The organism is Marinobacter bohaiensis, from assembly GCF_003258515.1.
Classification (GTDB): Bacteria; Pseudomonadota; Gammaproteobacteria; order Pseudomonadales; family Oleiphilaceae; genus Marinobacter_A; species Marinobacter_A bohaiensis.
This window is the reverse complement of record NZ_QGEH01000004.1, coordinates 190,755-212,769: the sequence shown is the minus strand read 5'-3', so window position 1 is coordinate 212,769 and position 22,015 is coordinate 190,755. Positions and strand designations below refer to the sequence as shown.

Here is a 22,015-nt window from a genome sequence, read left to right as displayed (position 1 = left end):
AAAGGCTATGGTTATACGATACAGTATGACGTTGCTCGTTGCGGCGCTCGTTGCATGGTCGGCTCTGGCCGGGGCAGACGAAGCCGTAACCCTCAGCGGGCCGCTGACCCAGGGCAGCCTGGTATACGGCCAGGTCGAGCCGGGCAGCCAGGTCTGGTTGAATGAACGGCCTGTGCGTGTCACCGCCGACGGCCACTTTGTGATCGGGTTCGGCCGGGACGCGGCGCTGGAGCAGACGCTGAAAGTCGTGAGCCCAGCCGGCACGCAAAGCTCGCGCGCCCTGAGACTGACCCGTCGGGACTATCGCGTGCAGCGGGTCGACGGTGTCCCTCAGCGCACGGTGACGCCGTCGCCATTGAAGGCCGGGCGGATTCGCACCGAGGCGGTGGAAGTTCGCCGTGCCCGCAAGGCGGACAGCGATCGGCAGGACTTCCTGGGGCCGTTTATCTGGCCGGCGTCGGGGCCGATCACCGGTGTTTACGGCAGCCAGCGTGTCTACAACGGCAAGCCCCGGAGCCCGCATTTCGGGGTGGACGTGGCGGCGCCCGAGGGCGCTCCGGTTCTTGCACCGGCGGCGGGCACGGTTACCCTGGCCGAGCCGGACCTGTTTTTCTCCGGCGGCACGGTGATCATCGATCACGGCTACGGCGTGAGTTCGACGTTCCTGCATATGAGCCGGCTGTCGGTCCGACTGGGCCAGCCGGTGGAGCAGGGCGAGAAAATCGGCGAGGTGGGCCGCACCGGTCGGGCGACCGGGCCACACCTCGACTGGCGCATGAATTGGTACGATGTTCGCGTTGACCCGGTGAGCGTGGCGCCGCCCCTGGTGGATGGCCACACGCCGCCGGCGACCGCTCTGAGCCAGCGCGACGAGGACGATGCAGAACAACGAGATGGGACAAAGGTGGATCCATGAGTGAGAATACAGAGACGGTTTTTGTAGTCGAAGACGACGAAGCGGTACGTGACTCCCTTGAGCTGTTGCTCAAGTCCTCCGACAAGGCAGTGGAGACCTTTGCCACGGCCAACGCCTTCCTCAGCAGTTACAACGAGGACATGGCCGGCTGTATCGTTCTGGATATCCGCATGCCCGGCATGGACGGCATGGAACTGCAGCGCCATCTCAACGAAAAGAATTCGATCCTGCCCATCATCTTCGTCACCGGCCACGGCGATGTGCCCATGGCGGTGGATGCCATGAAGCAGGGCGCGGTGGATTTCATCCAGAAACCGTACCGTGAAGAGGACCTGCTCAAGAAGATCGAACAGGCCCTGGAACAGGACCGCGAACAGCGCAAGACCCTGGGCCAGAAGCAGGAGATCATGCGTCGCATCAACATGCTCACCCCGCGCGAGACCGAGATCATGGATCGTATGATCGCCGGCCAGGCCAACAAGGTGATTGCCATCGAGCTGGACATCAGCCAGCGCACCGTCGAGATCCACCGTTCCCGGGTCATGCACAAGATGGGCACCCATTCCCTGGCGCACCTGGTACGTATGGTCATGTCCGTAAAGGACCGTATCGACGCTTCCTGAAAGCCACGCCAAGATGGCCATTCATTCTGAGTCGGCACGGACTATATGACAGACATTGTGAGCGAGCGCGACGATGCCACGATCTTACTGGTCGATGACAATGCGCAGAACCTCAAGGTGCTCTACGAGACCCTGAAGGATCGAGGTTATCGGCTGCTGATCGCCAACGAGGGGGAAAAGGCCCTGGCCCTCGCCGAGCGCCACCAGCCGGAAGTGATCCTGCTGGATATCATGATGCCCGGTATGGACGGCTACGAAGTCTGCCAGCGGCTCAAGGGCAATCCCGACACCGCCGATGGTGCGGTGGTTTTCCTGTCGGCGCTCGATGACGTTGACGCCAAGGTCAAGGGTTTCTCCCTGGGCGGTGCGGATTACATCTCCAAACCGTTCCAGGCTCAGGAAGTCATTGCCCGTGTCGCCACGCATGCCCGTGTCATCCAGCTCGAACGCCAGCTGCAGGAACGCAACCGGCAGCTGGAAAGCGACCAGGCCCGCATCCTCAATGCCATCAGCGAAGGCATCTACGGCCTGACCCGCGATGGCGAAATCATCTTTGCCAACCCGGCCGCCGGTGCCATGTTGGGCGTCGAGCCCCAGGAGCTGGTGGGGCGTAACTTCTTCGAACTGCATTTCGGCGATGTCGCCGACGCCGGGTCCCTGCCGGTGATGGGCACCTGCCGCGAGGGTGTGGCCGAACACCAGCGCGGCATCACCCTGCAGCGACCCGACGGCGATACCTTCCCGGCGGAGTACCGCTCCAGCCCCAAGCTTGAGGAAGACGACGTGCTGGGTGCCGTGGTGGTGTTCCGCGACATTTCCGCCGAGCTGGAAAACGAGCGCGCCCTGGACGAGGCCCGCGAAACCGTGGACGCCCAGCGCGACCAGTTGGCCCATGCTTCGCGCCTGTCCACCATGGGTGAGATGGCGGCGGGGTTTGCCCACGAGGTGAACCAGCCGCTGACGGCGATTTCCAATTACGTGCGGGTGTCCGCCCGTATTCTGGCCGCGGACGACCTCAACCGGGATCTCGCCCAGCAGACGCTGCAGAAAATCGAGGCCCAGGCGCACCGTGCCAGCGAGGTGATCCGGCGTATCCGTAGCTTCGTGAAGAAGCCGGCCACCGGCAAGGAAGTGATCAACGTGGCGTCGCTGCTGGAGGAAACCCGCCAGTTCGCCGAGGTCGACGCCCGCACCAACCAGGTGGCGGTGGAGCTGGACATCGACGACGATGTTCCCGATGTGCTGGCCGATCCCATCCAGGTGCAGCAGGTCGCGCTCAACCTGATCCGCAACGCTTTGGAGGCCACCCGCAGCGCCAGGAGCACCGATCCGGTTCATGTCAGGGCGTCGATGATCGACGCGTCGCACGTCCGTATCGAGGTGCTGGACCGTGGCGTGGGGCTTCCGGAGGACGCCGAGGACAAGCTGTTCCACCCGTTCTTCACCACCAAGCAGGAAGGCATGGGGATCGGGCTGGCGCTGTGCCGCAGCCTGATCCAGTCCCAGGGCGGCGAAATCGGCTTCGAGCGTCCCGACGAGGGCGGTGCGCGCTTCTACTTCACGCTGCCGGTGGCGCCGGTGACGGCGGAGCAGCCGGTCGAAGAAGCGTCTGAGTAAGGCGGCGGTCCCATGGCCGCTTGACCCATGGGTACTGGCGTTCGCCATGTAGCGGACGCTTCAGCTTCCGAGCCGTCCATGGGACGGCCGAGGCCTTCCCCGATCCAGGGGGCATCTGGCAACCATGAGCGCCTGACGGCGCTTCCCCCTCTGCGTAGTCTTCTCCGGCCCTCTCCCGCGAGGGGAGAGGGAGATTATCTCGGTGCTTTTGGGATACGGGTGTTTTGCAACCCCTTTTCAAGCTTCTGTGGCATGAGATCGTCCGCTCCCTGATCCTCTCTTTCTATCCCCAGACAATCTCGCCCGTCAGGTGCGGCGCGTCGCCTTTTTCGTTCAATAGCTGGTAGGCCCAGCGATCCTTCTTTTCGTCCCAGTTGAGCTGCGCCTTGCCCGGCAGGAATAATGGCTTCTTGAAGCTGGCTGTGACGGTTACAGGGCCGTCCTGCCAGCCGTGCTGTCGCTCCAGCAGCGCCAGGCAGTGCGCCTTGCTCCACATGCCATGGGCGATTGCCCTGGGGAAGCCGAACAGCCTGGCGGACAGCGCGTGCATATGGATCGGGTTGAGGTCGCCGGAGAGCCGGCCGTAGCGACGCCCCAACGACGCCCCGGCGGTGATCGTGGCATGGTTGGGATAGCTTTCCGGCGCAGGCGGTTTCGGTTTGGTGCCCGCAGTCTCGTTCCCGCCCCTGGCCTGACGGTACAGGTTGGTGCTGGTTTCCCGCCAGATCCGGCGGCCCGCGCTGCTGGCTTCGGTGACCAGGTCGAACTCGATGCCCTTGTCCGTGGCCACCTGGTTGTCGAGATGCACGCGGATGTCGAGGCACTCACCGCAAGCGATGGGGCGCACCTGCTCGATGCGATTGCGCAGGTGCACCAGTCCCAGCAGCGGCAGGGGAAACGACGGGTCCGTCAGCAACCGCAGGTGCAGTGGGAACGCCAGTATGTGCGGCCAGGTCAGGGGCATGCGCGAGCCGCCGCGAAAACCGCACACCGCGGCGTAGCGTTCGAGGCGGTGGGTGTCGCTGGTGACACCCAGCAGTTCGGCCTGCAGCGGCGGAATGACCGGCGCGGACTCGCCAGAGCCACCGGCGCGCAACGCCTTGCCGTAGAGTGACCACAGGTTGGGAGGCTGGTGGGTGTAGGAAATGACATCCGGCATGGTGATCGACCTCGTCGGTGTGCTGGTTCGTCCTTGTGGTGGGACGTATTCGGTCTATTATGAGTCATATTGGGCCACAGTCCGGAGCGACGGTCTGATCCCGACCCCAAAGGATGGGGAATTTCCGGCGTCTCCGGCCGACCGGCGCCCGTCACATGGCGCCCGGTTCGGCGCTACTGGTTCGGCTTAAAATCTGGTACAACTGTCCAGAGTTCGAGGGGGTTGGCCGGCCGTCGATGCGACGGCGATGGTCTGGAGGCGACACGCCCTGAGTGGCTGAGTGTCTCAGACCCGTTCCCGGCGGACATTGACTCACCCGTCAAATCGCCGGGGCGAGCTGGCCAACGCAGTACCACAATAAAGGAGCCCATGAAGAGCTCCCACAACAATAAGCGGGATCAACATGCAGGAACTTCGTGATGCGGGTGTGATGTTGCGCCTGATCTATCAGGCCATGAAACGCAAAGGGGTCGACACGGATGAAATCCTCCGACGCCTCGGGGTTGATGAGAGCTACCTGAATTCGGCCCAGCTCCGGACGCCCCATAACGCACAGCTCTTCTTCTGGCAGATCGTCGAGGAGGTCTCCGGTGATCCGGATATCGGTCTCCACCTCGGCCAGAACCTGCCCACCTACAAGGGGCAGGTGCTGGAATATCTCTTCCTCAGCAGCCCTACATTCGGCGAAGGCCTGCGCCGGGCTCTCAACTACCAGCGCCTGCTCAGTGATGCCGCCAACAACGAGTTCTTCATCGACGGCGAGCAGGCCTGCCTGGTTCTGGACGCCGCCTCCGATGAGGTGCGCCGCCTCAAACACTTCAATGAATGCTTTGTGCTGGGGCTGATCATCTTCTTCAAGTCCATTACCGAGGACCGATTCGAGTGTTCCCGGGTGGAATTCGAACATCAGCGTGACGCCGGCGAGGATCACGTGGCCGAGGTACTTGGCTGTGAGGTGGTCTTCGGTGCCGAGGAGAACCGGATGTATTTTCCGGCGCGCCTGCTGGCACACGCCTCTCCCCACGCCGAGCCCGAGCTGCTGGCTCTGCACGAACGTTTCGCCAGCGAGCAGGTGGCGCGTCTGGAGAAGAAGGACATCGTGGGGCAGGTGGAGCGCATCATTGCTGAACTGCTGGACAGCGGCGAGGTCACCCTGGATTCGGTGGCCGAGCGGCTGGATATCAAACCGCGCACGCTGCGTACCCGTCTGACCGAGGCGGAAACCAGCTTCAACCAGGTGCTGGCGGATTTCCGCTACCGGCTGGCCCGTCAGCTGCTCGCCACCACCGACGAGTCCATCGATGAGATTGTCTACCTCACCGGCTTTTCCGAACCGTCGACCTTCTACCGGGCGTTCAAGCGCTGGTCGGGGATGACGCCGATCGAGTACCGCAAGACCGCCCAGGGGCGGGAAGTCTACCTGGACGCCCAGGCCGGCTAGTCCGTATGGCCCCGCCTGTCGGGTGGGGCCGGTTCGTTTCCCTCAATGCCCGAAAAATCGTTTAAAAATCAGTCTTTTTTAAGGTGTTTCAAAAAATTTTCAGAAACCTTGGTCAAAAGCGTTGACATGAAACAGGACCTCTATATAATGCGCCCTCGTTGTCGCTACTGAACGGCGTCAACGAATAGCGCGGAGCGGTAGTTCAGCTGGTTAGAATACCGGCCTGTCACGCCGGGGGTCGCGGGTTCGAGTCCCGTCCGCTCCGCCATTTTTCCTTCCCCTGCTTTTCTCTGATTTCCCTTTTTCCGTTTACACGATCTTCTTCAATTCCAGTCCGTTCTGTCATCTGGTTGTCATCCGTCGGTCATACTCTCCCCGGTATTCTGGTTTTCGCGCGCCTCCATTCCAGGCGGCCAGTTCAGGAGACAATGCCATGATTGATTACGAAGAAGAGCTGCTCGACCGCTACTTTGACGAGCTCGAGGATGAGGACGACGGCGACGATGCCGTTGAGATGTGAGGTCGCTCGACGCCGCCATGTCAGGGCTGTGCCGGCCGACGGTGTTGACCCGGGCTCATCCCGAACCAGCGCCGGTAAGCCTTGTGGAAGGCCGGCGGGCCGGAGAATCCGAGCAGCCAGGCAATTTCGGCAACGTTAAGCCGCGTTTCCAGCACGTAGTCCGCCGCCAGGTCCCGGCGGGTTTCATCCAACAGATCCTTGAACCGCGTCTGTTCCGCGTTCAGCTGGCGCTGTAGGGTCCAGGGCGCCATGCCCAGTTCCGCCGCCACCTCCTCCAGGGAAGGCGATTGCCCGTCCAGCATGGGTGTCAGTTTTTCCCGCACCTGATCCATCACCGTCCAGCCACCGCGAATCCGCTTGAGTTGCGCCTCGCATTGTTGGCGGAGCGCCCGATGCATGGCCGGATGCGCCTCCAGCGACGGCGTGGCGGCGATCTCCGGGCGGATCTGCAGGTGGTTCTCCCTCGCCCCGAAAGTGACCGGGCATTGAAACCATGCCTCGAATGCGGCCCGCTCGCCCTGGTCCGGGTATTCAATGCAGACATGCTCCAATACCGCGTCCTGAGCCGTCATGCGCCGCAGGAACTGGGTCCAGCCGGCCATCACCGAATCCACCACGAAAAAGTTGTAGCGGTTGTAGGGGCGGATGGAATAGAAGCACGCCCGGTGCCGCACTGCATCGTAACGGGGGTGCCCGCGGCTGTTGCGGCTGTTCAGCAGGGAGTAGGCGATGATTGTCGCCAGGCCTTCGCCGGCGGTTGCCGCGCTCATGCCGGCCAGGCCCGACAGCCCGGCATCCACCGGGCGGTTCAGTGCGCCCATGGACAGCCCCAGGTTGGGGTCACCGGTGCGCCGGATGGCTGCGTGGCCCAGCCGCATGAAGCGGGGGATGCTGATTCGGGCTTCGGGGGCCTGCAGGAGCGTCTCGCCGATGCCGAACTGCTCGAAGTCTGGAGCGATGTCGTGTCCCAGGTCGGCGACGGCGCGCGCCATTACGTGAAGGTAGAGCACGCTGATATCACCCAGGGCGTGGCGGCGGCGAGCGGATATGGCGGCTTCCATTATTTTTTGAAATGTTGTCTGAAGATAATCAAATGTTATTTGAGGATATTGTCCGGTGCAACGGCGGCCAGTAATTTAAGCGCCAACGGCCACAGAGCCGACTCGAATAACCGATGAGGAGACCGTCATGACCGCCCAGACCACCGCTGCGGCCCATTCACCTTACCCCCGACTCCTGGAACCGCTGGACCTCGGTTTCACCACTCTGCGCAACCGGACCCTCATGGGCTCCATGCACACCGGCCTGGAAGAAATGCCCAACGGCTTCGAGCGCATGGCGGCTTTCTTTGCCGAACGGGCCCGCGGCGGAGTGGGCCTGATCGTCACTGGCGGCATCGCGCCCAATCCGGAAGGTGCGGTGCGTCAGCACGCCGCCAAGATGGACACCGAGGAAGAGGCGGTCCAGCACCAGGTGGTGACGCGGGCGGTCCACGAAGCGGGGGGCAAGATCTGCATGCAGATACTCCACGCCGGCCGCTACGCCTATCATCCCGACCTGGTGGCGCCGTCGGCGATCCAGGCGCCGATCAACCCCATGTCGCCCAAAGTGCTGGACGAGGCGGGCATCGAGAAGCAGATCGAGGACTACGCCCGCTGCGCCGAGCTGGCCCGTAAGGCCGGCTACGACGGCGTCGAGATCATGGGCTCGGAGGGCTATTTCATCAACCAGTTCATCGTGGCCCACACTAATCACCGCACCGATGACTGGGGTGGCGCCTACGAAAACCGTATCCGGCTGCCTATCGAAGTGGTGCGCCGCGTGCGCGAGCGGGTGGGGGATGACTTCATCATCGTCTACCGCCTGTCGATGATCGATCTGATCGAGGATGGCAGTACCTGGGATGAAGTGGTGCATCTGGCCCGGGAAATCGAGAAGGCCGGGGCCACCATCATCAACACCGGCATCGGCTGGCACGAGGCCCGTGTGCCCACCATCGCCACGTCCGTGCCGCGCGGCGCTTTCACCAAGGTTACCGCGCGCCTGAAAGGGGAGGTGAGCATTCCCCTGGTGACCACCAACCGCATCAACATGCCGGATGTGGCCGAGCAGGTGCTGGCGGATGGCGACGCCGACATGGTGTCCATGGCGCGCCCGTTCCTGGCGGATGCCGACCTGGTGCGCAAGGCCGAGGAAGGTCGGGCCGACGAGATCAACACCTGCATCGGCTGTAACCAGGCCTGTCTGGACCACACCTTCGGCGGCAAACTGACGTCCTGCCTGGTCAACCCGCGCGCCTGCCACGAGACCGAGCTGACCTACGTGAAGACCGCAGCGCCGAAGCAGATCGCGGTGATCGGTGCCGGCCCGGCGGGTCTGGCCTTTGCCACCGTGGCGGCCGAGCGCGGCCATCACGTTACCCTGTTCGATGCCGGCAGCGAGGTGGGCGGCCAGTTCAACGTGGCCAAGCGCATTCCCGGCAAGGAAGAGTTCTACGAAACCCTGCGCTACTTCCGGGTGATGCTGGACAAGCACGGCGTTGAGGTGAAGCTCAATACCCGCGTCACCGCCGACGACCTGGCCCGGGACGGGTTCGACGACATCGTGCTCGCCACCGGCATCGAGCCGCGCCTGCCGGCCATCGACGGCATCGATCACCCGATGGTGATGGGCTATCTCGACGCGCTGCTGCAGCGCCGCGAGGTGGGACGTCGGGTGGCCGTTATCGGCGCCGGCGGCATTGGCTTCGACGTGTCCGAGTTCCTGGTGCACCGGGGCGAATCCGCCTCACTGAACACCGAGCACTTCATGAAAGAATGGGGCGTGGATCTGAGCGTGAATCACCGCGGCGGTATCCAGGGCGTCGAGGCCGATGTGCCGGAACCGGCGCGGCAGGTGTTCCTGCTGCAGCGCAAGGCGTCCAAAGTGGGCAAGAACCTGGGCAAGACCACCGGCTGGATTCATCGTTCGTCCCTGAAGATGCGCAATGTGCAGATGATCCCCGGTGTGGCGTACCGCAGGATCGACGACCAGGGCCTGCACATCACCGTCACCGAGAAAGGCGAGGAGCAGGGCCAGGACCACATCCTGGAAGTGGACAACATCGTTGTCTGCGCCGGCCAGGAGCCGCTGCGCGAACTGCAGCAGTCGTTGCTGGACGCCGGCCAGCGTGTCCACCTGATCGGCGGGGCCGACGTGGCCGCGGAACTGGACGCCAAGCGCGCCATCGACCAGGGCAGCCGCCTGGCCGCCGAGATCTGATCGCCCCTGCCTGCCAGCGCCACGACCACCGCTTCCGACGGTGGTCGTAGTTACCTTTCGCGCCGTCCCGGCTGCCGCTGCCGGCCTTTGCTGTCCTTCCCGTTTCAAATCTTTGCAGTTTTGTACTTACCGTCTGAATCCGGACGTCTACAATAGGCGTTGAATTAAGGACCCATTTCGTTGGTTTCTGACGCATTACGGCATAACCGGAGGCTAGGCATGGCAAAACCCGCTGCGGCGGACGAGGGCTACTCGGCGGTATTCCTGATGGATGGGCCGGCGGTGTCACGTCAGATGCGCGGATCCGAGTTCGGTGCCTTCCTGGACGGTTATGTGGGCCTTTCCGACCTGGCCGACACGGACGTGCGCGCGGTCTACATCAACCTGGCACCGGACCTGGGCATTCTGGGGCTGGTGTTCTTCCGTATCTATTTCGACGAGGAAGGCCGGGCCGACAGCCACTGGAACATTCCGGTGGAGCGCTTTGCCGTGCAGGGGCCGCACGGGCCCGATCTGGGGGCCGGCCCGATTCACCTGGTGTGCCGCAGCCGATGTCCTGAGCCACGCTATGCCGACGACCTCTGGGACCCGGATATGACGCCGGGCAGTAACCACTTCCAGGCCATTCGCCGGGCGGTGCAGGAAAATCGCCTGAAGTTCCAGAAGCGGGCGCCGGCGGTTGCGGATGAAGACATCCCCGTCCTGACGCCGGCGCAGCGTGGGGGTAAATCGGCCGAAGAGCGGAAAGCGGCCCAGCAGCGTGTCCGGCTGGCCCGCACCATCCGCGAGCAGCGGCTGCGCATCAAGACCCTGCAGAGCGTGCACCGGGATGCCATGTCGGACATGCAGCGCGAGCATCGCCACGAAGTCCAGGGCCTGCGCAACGAGCTGCGGACATTCGAAGAGAAGCTGGAGCGCCAGCGTCTGGCCAACGAGCAGCTCAAGGCGCGCCTGACCGAGCGCAACGAACAATACCTGAACCTGCAGCAGGAACTGAGCGAGGCGGGCGAGCAGGAAAGCGCCGGCAGCGAAGCCAGCGATGCCGAAGTGGTGTTGTTGCGGGAGCAGCTCGACCGCAAGCAGCGGGAGCTGGCCCTGCGCAATGAGCGCATCATTGCCCTGGAACAGGAATGCGAGGATCTGTCACGGCAGGAGCCGGCGGAGCAGTCTCTGATGGCGGAGCTCAAGCAGCAGACGGTATTCCTGGTGGCCTATCACGCCGGCTTGGGGCACACCACGCTCCCCTACGAAGACATTGCCCGCTATTTCGAGAACCCCACGGCCTACGTCGCCGAGAAGTGTGGCCTCAATGAACCGGCCTATCGGCAGTGGCTGGCGCATCATGACAGCCCCAGCTGTCAGGCGGACGTGGACGGTCATGTCTGCGGCGAGCCGCTGATCCGGGTCGGTCAGCCGGCGGACTTCCGTCCCGGCGTTGACGACCGCTGCCCGGCGCATCAGGAAGGCTGATCGAACCCGTCTCCCGGCCATTGCGGTGGCACCACGAACACGCGATGCCGCTCTTCCCAGCCTTGCCCGTCCCGGCGCGGTGCCATCTCGGCAAACAGCCGGGGTGGTCCTCCTGCCCGAATCCCGTCCAGTGCTTCCAGCAGGTCTTCCCGGTCCGGCGCTTCCCGTGACTGGAAGCGGCCCAGCCAATGAGGCTTGTTCAGTCGCTGCCAGTGGCTGCATTCGGCCGGGTCCAGCGATTCCGCCCGGCACCAGCGGCCACGCTCGTGCGTCGACGGCGTCGTGGCCGGACCTTCCAGAAGGCGCTCCGATGGATAGAACAGGTAACCTGGCATGAACAGTCGTGGGCGCGGCGGATGCTGGATGCCGAGCTCCGAAAGGTGAGCCCGGGCCATGGGATGGCGGCTCATGCGGCACTGGTGGTCGAGCAGTCGCGACAGCTTGCGGTCGAGGCGATCGTGGGCGTTGGGGCCCAGCCAGAGGGTGGAGGCGTTGTTGCGGGGATAGCCGAGATAGAACTTTACGGCGATCTCGTGATGCTCGATGGTGTCTTCCCGCCGGTTGTGCACGACAAAGTCCAGCTCGCCCAGGGTGCGGCCGTTCTCGCGAACCGGGTGATTACTGAGCAGCACCGGCCACTCCAGGATGTCGCTGAGCAGGAAGCGGTAGAGCCGCTCGAAATAGAAACCCAGGCGGCGGTTGGTGCCACCGTCGAGAGCGGCCAGCAACGGGCCGGGTGAGTGGTCCAGGATCGCCAGGCGCCGGTCCAGGTCCGCTGGCAGGTCGTTCTCAAGCGCAAAGCGCAGGCGGTTGTCGGTGAGGGTGGGGGCGCGACACAGCCACGCCAGGTGCCGGACCGCCGGCGTTTGCCAGAATCGGGACGTGTCATGAGGGCGGTCGGGAATCGGCGTACTCCTATAAATTTTCAGAATTGTCGCGAGTTTCGATAGTATTGGCGTGGTCGCGTGGTCGCGTGGCCGGGCGCCGCCGACGGATCGTCCGCTCACTATATACCCCGAGTGACCGCATCGCATCACTGGGCTGGCACAGGATATCGAATGGAGCATTTCAGAAACATCGGCGTGATTGGCCGGATGAACAGCGTGAAAGTGGTGGAGACGCTGCGACACCTGCGAACCTATCTGGTGAACGAGAACTATCAGGTCATCCTCGAATCCGACACCGCCACCATGTTGCCCGGGCACGGCCTGCAGGTGGCCAGCAAGAAGCTCCTGGGGGAAATCTGCGACCTGGTGATCGTGGTCGGCGGTGACGGTAGCCTGCTGGGCGCGGCGCGGGAACTGGCCAAGTCCAAGATCCCCATCCTCGGGGTCAACCGCGGTCGCCTGGGCTTTCTCACCGACATTTCCCCGGACGACCTGGAAGAACGCGTGGGCCGGGTGCTGCAGGGCGAGTACATCGAAGAGCACCGCTTCCTGCTCGACGCCCACGTGACCCGCAACGAGAACCCGGTGGGCTATGGCACCGCACTGAACGATGTGGTGCTGCATCCGGGCAAGTCGACCCGCATGATCGGGTTCGATCTCTACATCGACGGCCACTTCGTCTACAGCCAGCGCTCGGACGGACTGATCGTATCCACCCCCACTGGCTCCACGGCCTATTCGCTGTCCGCCGGGGGGCCCATCATGCATCCCAAGCTGGATGCGGTGGTGCTGGTGCCCATGTTCCCGCATACCCTCAGCAGCCGGCCGATCGTGGTGGACGGCAAGAGTGAGATCAAACTGGTGATCGGCGAGGATAACGAAACCTACCCGCAGATGAGTTGCGACGGGCAGATGGATATTTCCTGCGCGCCCGGCGACATCATTCGTATCACCAAGAAACCCTTCAAGATTCGCCTGATTCATCCGACGGATCACAACTTCTATGCGACCTGCCGGGAAAAACTCGGCTGGGCCAGCAACATCGCAGCGAGTTAACTATGTCTGTAATGCGGTCAGGCAGCCGGGGCTATGACATCATCGGCGATATCCACGGTTGCGCGTTGACACTCCAGCGCCTGCTGGAACAGATGGGTTACCGGAAGGTGAACGGCGTCTACGAACACAAGCGCCGGCAGGCCATCTTCATTGGCGACATCATCGATCGCGGCCCGCGCATCCGCGAGTCCCTGCACCTGGTGCGGGACATGGTCGAACGCGGCTCGGCCCAGATCACCATGGGCAACCACGAATACAACGCCCTGGGCTATTGCACCCGCGCCCGGGCGGGCAGCGAGCGCAAGTTCCTGCGTGAACACAACGCGCGGCATGACCGGCTGATCCGGGAAACCCTGGAGCAGTTCGAGCACCATCCCCACGAGTGGAACGAATTCCTGGAATGGTTCTATACGCTGCCGCTGTTTCTGGAAGTGGCGCATTTCCGCGTGGTGCACGCCTGCTGGGACCACCACCTGATCGAGCAGTTCAAGCAGATCCAGGGCGGCAACTGCATCGACGAGGATTTCCTGCACGCCTCCTCGGCGCTGGACTCCTTTGCCGGCCGGGTGATGGACCGCCTGCTGCGCGGCACCGATCTGCGCCTGCCGGATGACCTGTCCATCGAAGGACGGGACGGGTTCGTGCGCCGCTTCTTCCGCACCAAGTTCTGGGCTGAGGATCCGCAGACCTACAACGACGTGGTGTTCCAGCCCGACCCGCTGCCCGAGCACATTGCCAATCGTCCGCTGTCCGAGGCTGAAAAGAAGAAGATCCTGACCTATTCCCCGTCGGAGCCGCCGGTGTTTGTCGGCCACTACTGGCGCGAGGGACGGCCGGCGCCGCTCAAGCCCAACGTCGCCTGTATCGACTATTCCGCGGTGAAATACGGGCGTCTGGTCGCCTATCGCATGGACGACGAGCGGCAACTTTCCGCCGACAAATTTGTCTGGGTGGAAGTGCAGCGTCCCGAGCTGCCGAGTGATCCGCAATCCGAAGACAGTGTGACGAGGTAACCCTTTGTACCGAATCAAACAGCTATCGGCCGACACCAACCTGGCCGAGTTCAGCCAGTGGCTGCGCGAGCAGGGCGTGGAGCACCGCATCACGGAAGAGGGCGATCAGCAGGTGCTGTGGCTGGCGAACCAGGACCACGCCGAACCGGTACTGGAAGCCCTCGAACAGTTCATCACCCGCCCGGAAGTCCGTCAGGCGATCCACGAGACCAATCACTCGCCGGTGTTCGTCAACGGTCGCTGGCAGCCGTCACCGCGTCACGCGCCTGTCGTGCTGGGCATCATCATCGCTGCGGCCCTGGTGACCCTGTTCACCGGTCTCGGGCGCGATCCGCTCGCTACCGGCCTGATGTATGCCGACCCACGCGCGTTTTTCTTCGACACGTTTGCCGACCGGCTCGACGCCCTTACCGCCACGCTGGCCCAGGGGCAATGGTGGCGCTGGCTGACGCCGGACCTGCTGCATTTCAGCTGGCCGCATCTGATTTTCAACGCAGTGATGATGTGGTTCCTGGGCAGCCAGGTGGAATGGTTCGACGGCCGCCGCCGGCTGATCCTGCTGGTGCTGGTGATCAGTCTGGCCGCCAACACCCTGCAGTACCTGGTCACCGGGCCGCTGTTCGGCGGTCTGTCCGGTGTGGTCTACGGCATCCTCGGTTACTGCTGGCTGAGTCAGCAGCGCCGGCCCCGGTTCCAGTTCCCGCCGGCGCTGATCGTGGTGTCGCTGGTGTGGATCGTGATTGGCTTCACGCCATTCACGCGCATGCTGGGGCTGGGGGAGATGGCGAACGAGGCGCATCTGGGCGGTCTGTTGACCGGGCTTCTGCTGGCCGTATTGCCGCCGCCGGCGCGCAAGAGGGACTGAGCGCGTCGGGTCCGCCGTCACCTGGAGGCTCGTCCGGTCAGGGCTATCGAGCAGGCAAAAAAAAGCCCCGCAGTGCGGGGCATAAATGAGCCTAATATAGCTCCTGATGAGAGAGACCAAATGAAACGACCGTTCTCACTTGGTACGGGATTAATGATAATCATTATCATTATCGCCTGTCAAAGATTTCGCCCAACTTTTTTCTGATTTTTTTCGAGGCGCTGTTTTCGACGATGGCGATAAGGGTCATAGCCTAATTGCAATGGCCGTTACGGCGGCGGCCCTGGCCGCTGTGTTAAGCTTTCAGGATTGGACGCCGCCCGGTTTCCGGCGATGGTCCCCCGATGATTGATAAGGTGTTGAAATGACATACGACGAGCTGATCAAGCGCCTGGACCCCACGGTTTACAAGAGCCTGCGGCGGGCGGTTGAGCTGGGCAAGTGGCCGGATGGCCGTGCCATTTCGGACGAGCAGCGTTCGATCTGCATGGAAGCGGTTCTGTATTACGAGAAAGAGCACGGCGTTCCCGAGGGTGAGCGTGTGGGCTTTATCGATCGGGAGCGCAAGGACAAGCGCGACATGGCCGCGGACGGCACCGCGACGATCCGCATCCTGAACTCGTAACGGTGGTTTGATGTCAGCCGTTATCGATGTCCAGGGGCCGCTGCGCAAGATGCCGGCCGAGCCGGGAGCTCCGGTGCATTACCGGATGAAGGTAGGGGATACCCTGATTCCCCTAAATGACCTGATCGGTCGTGAATTGCAGATCGATTTCGAAGGTGAGATCCGCTGCATCCACTGCGACCGGCTCACGAAAAAGAGCTTCAACCAGGGCTTCTGCTACCCCTGCTTCCGCAAACTGGCCGCCTGCGACAGTTGCATCGTCAGCCCGGAAAAATGCCATTACCATGAGGGAACGTGCCGCGAGCCGGAGTGGGGCGAAACCCATTGCATGGTGCCTCACATCGTCTACCTGGCCAATTCGTCCGGCCTGAAAGTCGGGATCACGCGCAAGACCCAGGTGCCGACCCGCTGGATCGACCAGGGAGCCGTGGCCGCCGTGCCCATGCTGGAAGTGGCCACGCGTCGCCTGTCCGGTCTGGTGGAAGTGCTTTGTAAGCAGCACGTCGCCGACCGCACCAACTGGCGCGCCATGCTTAAGGGCGATGTGCCCGAGGTGGACCTGATGGCCGAGCGCGAGCGCATGCTGGAGACCATTGCCGACGGGGTGGACGCGCTGCGGGCCGAGCATGGCGAAGACGCCATCAGGGTTGTGGACGAGTCGGGCCTCGAGCTGGCCTATCCGGTGGAAGTCTGGCCGAGTAAGGTGAAGACCCACAATCTCGACAAGACACCGCAGGTGACCGGTCGCCTGGAGGGCGTCAAAGGGCAGTACCTGATGCTGGATACCGGCGTGATCAATGTGCGCAAGTTCACCGCGTACCACGTTCGCCTTCAGGTGTTCGAGCCGAGCCCGCAACAGGCACCGGACCTGTTTTCAAACTGATCGCTCGCGGCGGGTTCATCACGCCTGCCACGAAGCCCGGCCTCACAAGGGCCGCTACGTAATAACTGGAGAGAGTGCAATGCGAACCAGTCAGCCACAGACCATCTACCTCAAGGACTACAAGGTGCCGCCGTTCCTGGTGGACCATGTCGATCTGCGATTCGAGCTGTTCGAGGAGGGCGCCCGGGTCTACAACTCCATGGAGATCCGACGCAACCCCGACGCCGAGTCCGGCCAGTCCCTGGAGCTGGACGGCGAGGGGCTGGAACTGGAAGGGCTGACGCTCAATGGTTTGCCGCTGGCCGACGACGACTTCGAGGTCACCTCCGGCGGCCTGCGCGTGGACAAGGTCTCCGACAAGTTCACGCTGGGCGTGGTGACCTGGATCCTGCCCCAGGACAATACCCGTCTGGAAGGCCTGTACAAATCCTCCGGTATGTTCTGCACCCAGTGCGAGGCGGAAGGCTTCCGCTGGATCACCTATTTCCCGGATCGCCCGGACGTGATGGCTCGCTTCAGCACTCGTGTTGAGGCGGACAAGGCGCGCTATCCGGTGCTGCTGTCCAACGGGAACGATGTGGAGAAGGGTGACCTGGAAGACGGTCGTCACTTCGTCACCTGGGAAGACCCGTTCCCCAAGCCCTGCTATCTGTTCGCGCTGGTGGCCGGAGACCTGGCCGAGAAGAAAGACACCTTCACCACCCAGTCGGGCCGCGAGATCGACTTGCGCATGTACGTCGAGCCGCGTAACGCCGCCAAGTGCGATCATGCGCTGGACTCCCTCAAACGCTCCATGTGCTGGGACGAGCAGATCTACGGCCGGGAGTACGATCTGGACATCTTCATGATCGTCGCCGTGGATGATTTCAACATGGGCGCCATGGAGAACAAGGGGCTCAATATCTTCAACTCGTCGTGCGTGCTGGCGACGCCGGATACCGCTACGGATCTGGCGTTCCAGCGCATCGAAGCCATCGTCGCCCACGAGTATTTCCACAACTGGTCGGGCAACCGTGTGACCTGCCGCGACTGGTTCCAGCTGAGCCTGAAGGAAGGCTTCACCGTCTTCCGGGATTCCCAGTTCTCCTCGGACATGGGCTCGCCCACGGTCAAGCGCATCGAGGACGCCACCCTGCTGCGTACGGCCCAGTTTGCCGAGGATTCGGGGCCCATGGCCCATCCGGTGCGCCCGGATTCCTACATCGAGATTTCCAACTTCTACACCCTGACCGTGTACGAGAAGGGCGCGGAAGTGGTGCGCATGATCCACACGCTGCTGGGCGAAGAGGGCTTCCGCAAGGGCAGTGATCTCTACTTCGAACGGCACGACGGCCAGGCGGTGACCACCGACGATTTCGTCAAGGCGATGGAAGACGCCAGCGGCCGCGACCTGACCCAGTTCCGCCGTTGGTACCAGCAGGCTGGTACGCCTATCGTCGACGTCAGCGACGCCTACGATCCGGACGCGAAGACCTATACCCTGACCCTGCGCCAGCGCATTCCCGCCACACCGGGGCAGGAGACCAAGCAGCCGCAACACATCCCGTTCGCTCTCGGCCTGGTCGGCGAGCACGGCGAGGATCTGCCGCTGAAGCTGCAGGGCGAGGACGACGCGCCGGCCCAGCGTGTCCTGGACCTGACCGACGAACAGCAGACGTTCGTGTTCCACGACGTGGCGGCCCAGCCGGTGCCGTCCCTGCTGCGTGGTTTCTCCGCGCCGGTGAAGGTTCACTATCCCTGGACCCGCGACCAGTTGCTGTTCCTGATGAGCCACGACAGCGACGGTTTCAACCGCTGGGACGCGGGCCAGCGTCTGGCGGTGGACGTGATCCAGTCGATGGTGGACGAGCCCCAGGAGCGCACGGTGGACCCGCGTCTGGTGACCGCCTTCCGTCAATTGCTGTCCGACACCGACCTGGACCAGGCCCTGGTGGCCAAGATGCTGCAGCTGCCCAGCGAAGCCTACCTGATCGAGCTGGCGGACGAGGCCGACGTGCAGGCGATCCACAAGGCGCGCACCCGCGTGCTCAACCAGTTGGCGCTGGAGCTGCGCGACGAACTGGTGGCCTGCTACCTGCGCAATCGTGAGGATGGCCCCTACGAGCCGACGCCCCAGGCGATTGCCCGCCGCTCGCTGAAGAACACGGCGCTGGCGTGGTTGCTGCACATCAATGACGAGGAAGGACGCATGCTGGCCCGCCAGCAGTTCGAAAATGCGGGCAACATGACCGATCAGTCCGGTGCCCTGCGGGCCCTGGTCAACTCCGAGTTCGAGGAGGACCGCGACACCGCGCTGGCCAGCTTTTACGACCGGTTCCGCGAGGATCCGCAGGTTGTGGAGCAGTGGTTTGCCATCCAGGCCAGCAGCGTGCGCGCCGGAACCCTGCCGGCCGTCGAGGCGCTTCTCACTCACGAGGCGTTTGACTGGAAGAACCCGAACAAGATCCGCTCGGTGATCGGTGCGTTCGCCGGCCAGAACCTGGCCAACTTCCACGCCACCGATGGCTCCGGCTACCGTTTCCTGGCGCAGCACATCCTGTCGCTGGACAGCTCCAATCCGCAGATTGCGGCACGCCTGGTGTCACCGCTGACCCGCTGGCGCAACTACAGCCAGGCCTATCGCGACGGCATGCGCGCGGCCCTGGAGCAGATCCACGCGAAGCCGGACCTGTCCAAGGACGTTTACGAGGTGGTCCACAAGTCCCTCAAGGGCTAAGTCCCGCAAGGATCCATGGGATCGTACCAACGCCCCGCCACGCTGCGGGGCGTTTTTGTATCCGCCCCCGGCGTGACGGGGGCAAATGAAAAATTTGCGCAAAATCGCACTTTCGGTCGATGGCGAACCCGGTGGGATGGTCTAACCTGCCCCTTTGCGGCCAGGTCCGGCCGGGCGCGGGCGTCCGTCGGACCGATCGCTGTGCGAAGCGCTGGCGGCGTTAACGTCGTTGGCGGATAAAAAATAACAAGAGCCTCAGGCTTCCAGACTCAAGAAGGTCCGAACCATGATCCATAACAAGAAATGGCTTCTGGGCAGTATGTTGGCGTTCTCCGTTATGTCCGGCCAGGCACTGGCTGCGGTCTCCTCCGCCGAGGCGAGCCGGCTGGGTCAGGATCTGACACCCTTCGGCTCGCAGAAAGCGGGCAACGAGGCCGGTACCATCCCGGCCTGGACCGGCGGTATTTCCCAGCCTCCGGCGGGAGCGGATTACCAGGAGAGCGGTGACTTCCATCCCGACCCGTTCCCGGACGACACGGTGTTGTTCACCATCAACGCCCGGAACGTTGATCAGTATCGCGAGCACCTGAGCGACGGCGTGATCGCCATGATCGAGACCTATCCCGCCTCGTTCCAGATCCCGGTCTACCAGAGCCGTCGTTCCCACGCCGTGCCGGACTGGGTGGCCCGGAACACAAAGGAAAACGCGATCAGTGCCACGGTCGTGGGGGAGGGCGCCGGTATCCAGGGGGCCTACGGCGGTTATCCGTTCCCGATCCTCAGCGGCGACAGCGAGCAGAAAGCCTACCAGGTCATCTGGAATCACCTGACCCGCTGGCGGGGCGTCAACATTACCCGCAAGGCCAGTGAAGTGGCGGTCCAGCAGAATGGCGATTACACCCTGGTGACCAGCCAGCAGGAAGCCTTCTTCAACTACTACAACCCGGAAGGTGACGAGTCCACGCTGGACAACGTGATCTTCTACTACCTGTCCTTCACTCAGTCGCCGCCGCGTCTGGCGGGTGGGGCGATCCTGGTCCACGAGACGCTGAACCAGATCAAGAACCCGCGTAACGGCTGGGGCTACAACGCCGGACAGCGGCGCGTGCGCCGGGCGCCCAACCTGGGGTACGACTCGCCCATCGCCGCTGCCGACAACCTGCGCACCGCCGACGATACCGACATCTTCAACGGTGCCCTGGACCGCTATAACTGGACCTACGAGGGCATGCGCGAGATTTACGTGCCCTACAACAATTACCGGATTGCCCAGGAAGGCCTGTCGTATGACGAGATCCTGGGGCTGTCCCACATCAATCCCGACCTGACGCGCTGGGAGCTGCACCGGGTGCACGTGGTGCTGGCGACGCTGAAAGAGGGCGAGCGCCATATCTACGCCAAGCGTCGCTTCTACGTCGATGAAGACAGCTGGAACACGCTGCTGCTGGACCAGTACGACGGTCGGGATCAGCTCTGGCGGGTATCCATGGCGATGGTGAAGAATTTCTATGAATTGCCCGGGGTCTGGTCGACGCTGGAGGTATTCAACGATCTCCAGGCGCGGCGCTACCACGTCCAGGGGCTGGACACGGAAGAACCCAACACCCGGGTGTTCAGCGACGACGTTCCCAGCCGCCGTTACTTCTCGCCGGCCTCCCTGCGCCGTCGCAGCGTGCGCTAACCGGCGCGAGCTGGTCTACGCTGTAGCTAGCGGCGTCCGGTCGCGTCGGACGGAGATGGATACGATCGGGAAAACCGGCCGCCGGCGGGCGTTCCGGACAGCACAGACACTAAACAACAGAATAAAAGGCACATCGAATGGCTACACCTTTCTCGCGCAAGACGTTTGCGGCGTTGCTCGCGCTGTCGCTGGCGCTTGCCAGCCCCGGGGCATCGGCGGTCAGTGATGTTCTCGAAACGCCGGCCCGGCCGACGGATCTGGCCGACGACAACCTGCTGACCGACAGCACCTTCGCCGGCGACCGCATGGTGGCGGTGGGCGAACGGGGGCACATCATCTATTCCGACGACCGCGGCCAGACCTGGCAGCAGGGCGAGGTCCCCGTGGCCACGACGCTGACCGGCGTGACCTTCCCCACGCCCACCGAAGGCTGGGCGGTCGGGCACGGTGCCGTGATCCTGCATTCCAGTGACGGGGGTGAAACCTGGGAGAAGCAGCTGGACGGTACCAGCGCTTCAGGCCTTGTGATCGCCACCATGGAGGAGCAGATCGCCGCCATGGAGGAAAAAGTCGAGAACGCGCCGGAAGACGAGAAAGGGGATCTGGAGTGGGCGCTCGACGGGATGATTTTCGCCCTCGAGGACGCCCAGGCGGACAAGGAGGTGGGCCCCTGGAAGCCGCTTCTGGATGTCTGGTTCGCCGATGAGAATACCGGCTTTGCGGTGGGTTCCTACGGTTTTATTTTCCGCACGGATGACGGCGGTGAGACCTGGCAGGACTGGGCGGCCAACGTGCCCAATCCGGATCGCTTCCACCTCAACGGGATTGCCGAGGTGACTGGCGGTGCGCTGGTGATTGCCGGTGAGGCGGGCACGCTTTTCCTGTCGACCGATCGCGGCGAAACCTGGGAAAGCATCGAGAGTCCCTACACCGGCTCCTTCTTCGGCGTCATGGGCACCGGCGACGTCAACGAAATCCTGGCTTTCGGGCTGCGCGGCAACGTGTTTCTCTCCACCGATCTGGGGCGGAGCTGGACCACGGTCCCCAACGATTCCCCGAACACCCTCAATAGCGGCGCGGTCGCCGACGACGGCCGGATCACCCTGGTCGGAAACGGTGGCACGGTGCTGGTCAGCGCCAATAACGCGGAAAGCTTCCGGACCCAGTTCCGGTCCGACCGTCAGGGACTGCTGTCCATCCTGCCCGTTTCTGACGATGCGCTGGTGCTGTTTGGTGAAGGTGGCGTTCTGCACACCGACATCAATGGCCTGAACCGCTGATT

Annotated in this window: 17 protein-coding genes and 1 tRNA gene; 15 read left to right on the top strand and 3 right to left on the bottom strand. The window is 63.3% G+C overall.

Features of this window, described 5'->3' with window-relative positions:
* Positions 1-25: 25 nt before the first annotated feature.
* From DKK67_RS17595 to DKK67_RS17585, 3 genes are read left to right on the top strand one after another with little or no spacing between them, the layout of a single operon-like run.
* On the top strand, positions 26-916 hold the full coding sequence (locus DKK67_RS17595; protein ID WP_228160692.1) for a M23 family metallopeptidase: 891 nt from the start codon (positions 26-28) through the stop codon (positions 914-916).
* Positions 913-1,539: a response regulator FixJ gene (fixJ, locus tag DKK67_RS17590; RefSeq protein WP_111497819.1), complete on the top strand. Its 627-nt coding sequence runs from the start codon at positions 913-915 to the stop codon at positions 1,537-1,539. Before DKK67_RS17595 ends, fixJ begins: the two co-directional genes overlap by 4 nt.
* Positions 1,540-1,584: 45 nt before the next feature.
* Entirely contained in the window at positions 1,585-3,156 is a 1,572-nt protein-coding gene (locus DKK67_RS17585) for an ATP-binding response regulator (protein ID WP_111497818.1), read from the top strand.
* 283 nt (positions 3,157-3,439) lie between these two features.
* Here DKK67_RS17585 and DKK67_RS17580 read toward each other — a convergent pair whose 3' ends face one another.
* A complete protein-coding gene (locus tag DKK67_RS17580; protein ID WP_111497817.1) occupies positions 3,440-4,315 on the bottom strand; it encodes a MaoC family dehydratase in 876 nt (291 codons plus the stop codon).
* A 403-nt stretch (positions 4,316-4,718) separates the two neighbouring features.
* Here DKK67_RS17580 and DKK67_RS17575 point away from each other — a divergent pair, with 403 nt between their 5' ends.
* Together DKK67_RS17575 and DKK67_RS17570 are read left to right on the top strand one after the other, a co-directional pair.
* Positions 4,719-5,756, top strand: a complete 1,038-nt coding sequence (locus DKK67_RS17575; RefSeq protein ID WP_111497816.1) for an AraC family transcriptional regulator — start codon at positions 4,719-4,721, stop codon at positions 5,754-5,756.
* A 191-nt stretch (positions 5,757-5,947) separates the two neighbouring features.
* A tRNA-Asp gene (locus DKK67_RS17570) sits at positions 5,948-6,024 on the top strand.
* Between the two features lie 272 nt (positions 6,025-6,296).
* Here DKK67_RS17570 and DKK67_RS17565 read toward each other — a convergent pair.
* Positions 6,297-7,286, bottom strand: coding sequence for an AraC family transcriptional regulator (locus DKK67_RS17565; protein WP_322873918.1), 990 nt, complete (start codon positions 7,284-7,286; stop codon positions 6,297-6,299).
* 178 nt (positions 7,287-7,464) lie between these two features.
* Here DKK67_RS17565 and DKK67_RS17560 point away from each other — a divergent pair, with 178 nt between their 5' ends.
* The gene (locus DKK67_RS17560) at positions 7,465-9,537 is read left to right on the top strand and encodes an NADPH-dependent 2,4-dienoyl-CoA reductase (protein ID WP_111497814.1); all 2,073 of its coding nucleotides are present in this window, start codon (positions 7,465-7,467) and stop codon (positions 9,535-9,537) included.
* 219 nt (positions 9,538-9,756) lie between these two features.
* The gene (locus tag DKK67_RS17555) at positions 9,757-11,007 is read left to right on the top strand and encodes a DNA repair protein (RefSeq protein ID WP_111497813.1); all 1,251 of its coding nucleotides are present in this window, start codon (positions 9,757-9,759) and stop codon (positions 11,005-11,007) included.
* Here DKK67_RS17555 and DKK67_RS17550 read toward each other — a convergent pair.
* Positions 10,995-12,014: a DUF1853 family protein gene (locus tag DKK67_RS17550; RefSeq protein ID WP_228160691.1), complete on the bottom strand. Its 1,020-nt coding sequence runs from the start codon at positions 12,012-12,014 to the stop codon at positions 10,995-10,997. The genes DKK67_RS17555 and DKK67_RS17550 overlap by 13 nt on opposite strands.
* Before the next feature lie 51 nt (positions 12,015-12,065).
* Between DKK67_RS17550 and DKK67_RS17545 the strand changes: the two genes are divergently transcribed.
* From DKK67_RS17545 to DKK67_RS17510, 8 genes are all read left to right on the top strand, one after another.
* Complete coding sequence (locus DKK67_RS17545) at positions 12,066-12,950, top strand: NAD(+) kinase (protein ID WP_111497811.1); 885 nt, start codon at positions 12,066-12,068, stop codon at positions 12,948-12,950.
* A 2-nt stretch (positions 12,951-12,952) separates the two neighbouring features.
* Positions 12,953-13,963, top strand: coding sequence for a metallophosphoesterase (locus DKK67_RS17540; protein ID WP_111497810.1), 1,011 nt, complete (start codon positions 12,953-12,955; stop codon positions 13,961-13,963).
* A gap of 4 nt (positions 13,964-13,967) precedes the next feature.
* Positions 13,968-14,828 carry a rhomboid family intramembrane serine protease gene (locus tag DKK67_RS17535; protein WP_111497809.1) on the top strand — a complete coding sequence of 287 codons (861 nt, stop codon included), beginning with the start codon at positions 13,968-13,970 and terminating at the stop codon, positions 14,826-14,828.
* 364 nt (positions 14,829-15,192) lie between these two features.
* Positions 15,193-15,453: a YeaC family protein gene (locus DKK67_RS17530; protein WP_111497808.1), complete on the top strand. Its 261-nt coding sequence runs from the start codon at positions 15,193-15,195 to the stop codon at positions 15,451-15,453.
* Positions 15,454-15,463: 10 nt separating this feature from the next.
* A complete protein-coding gene (locus tag DKK67_RS17525) occupies positions 15,464-16,336 on the top strand; it encodes a DUF2797 domain-containing protein (RefSeq protein WP_111497807.1) in 873 nt (290 codons plus the stop codon).
* Positions 16,337-16,415: 79 nt separating this feature from the next.
* Positions 16,416-19,052: an aminopeptidase N gene (pepN, locus tag DKK67_RS17520; protein WP_111497806.1), complete on the top strand. Its 2,637-nt coding sequence runs from the start codon at positions 16,416-16,418 to the stop codon at positions 19,050-19,052.
* Positions 19,053-19,338: 286 nt separating this feature from the next.
* Positions 19,339-20,733, top strand: coding sequence for a DUF1329 domain-containing protein (locus DKK67_RS17515; RefSeq protein ID WP_111497805.1), 1,395 nt, complete (start codon positions 19,339-19,341; stop codon positions 20,731-20,733).
* 137 nt (positions 20,734-20,870) lie between these two features.
* Positions 20,871-22,013: a WD40/YVTN/BNR-like repeat-containing protein gene (locus DKK67_RS17510; RefSeq protein WP_111497804.1), complete on the top strand. Its 1,143-nt coding sequence runs from the start codon at positions 20,871-20,873 to the stop codon at positions 22,011-22,013.
* Positions 22,014-22,015 lie beyond the last annotated feature (2 nt).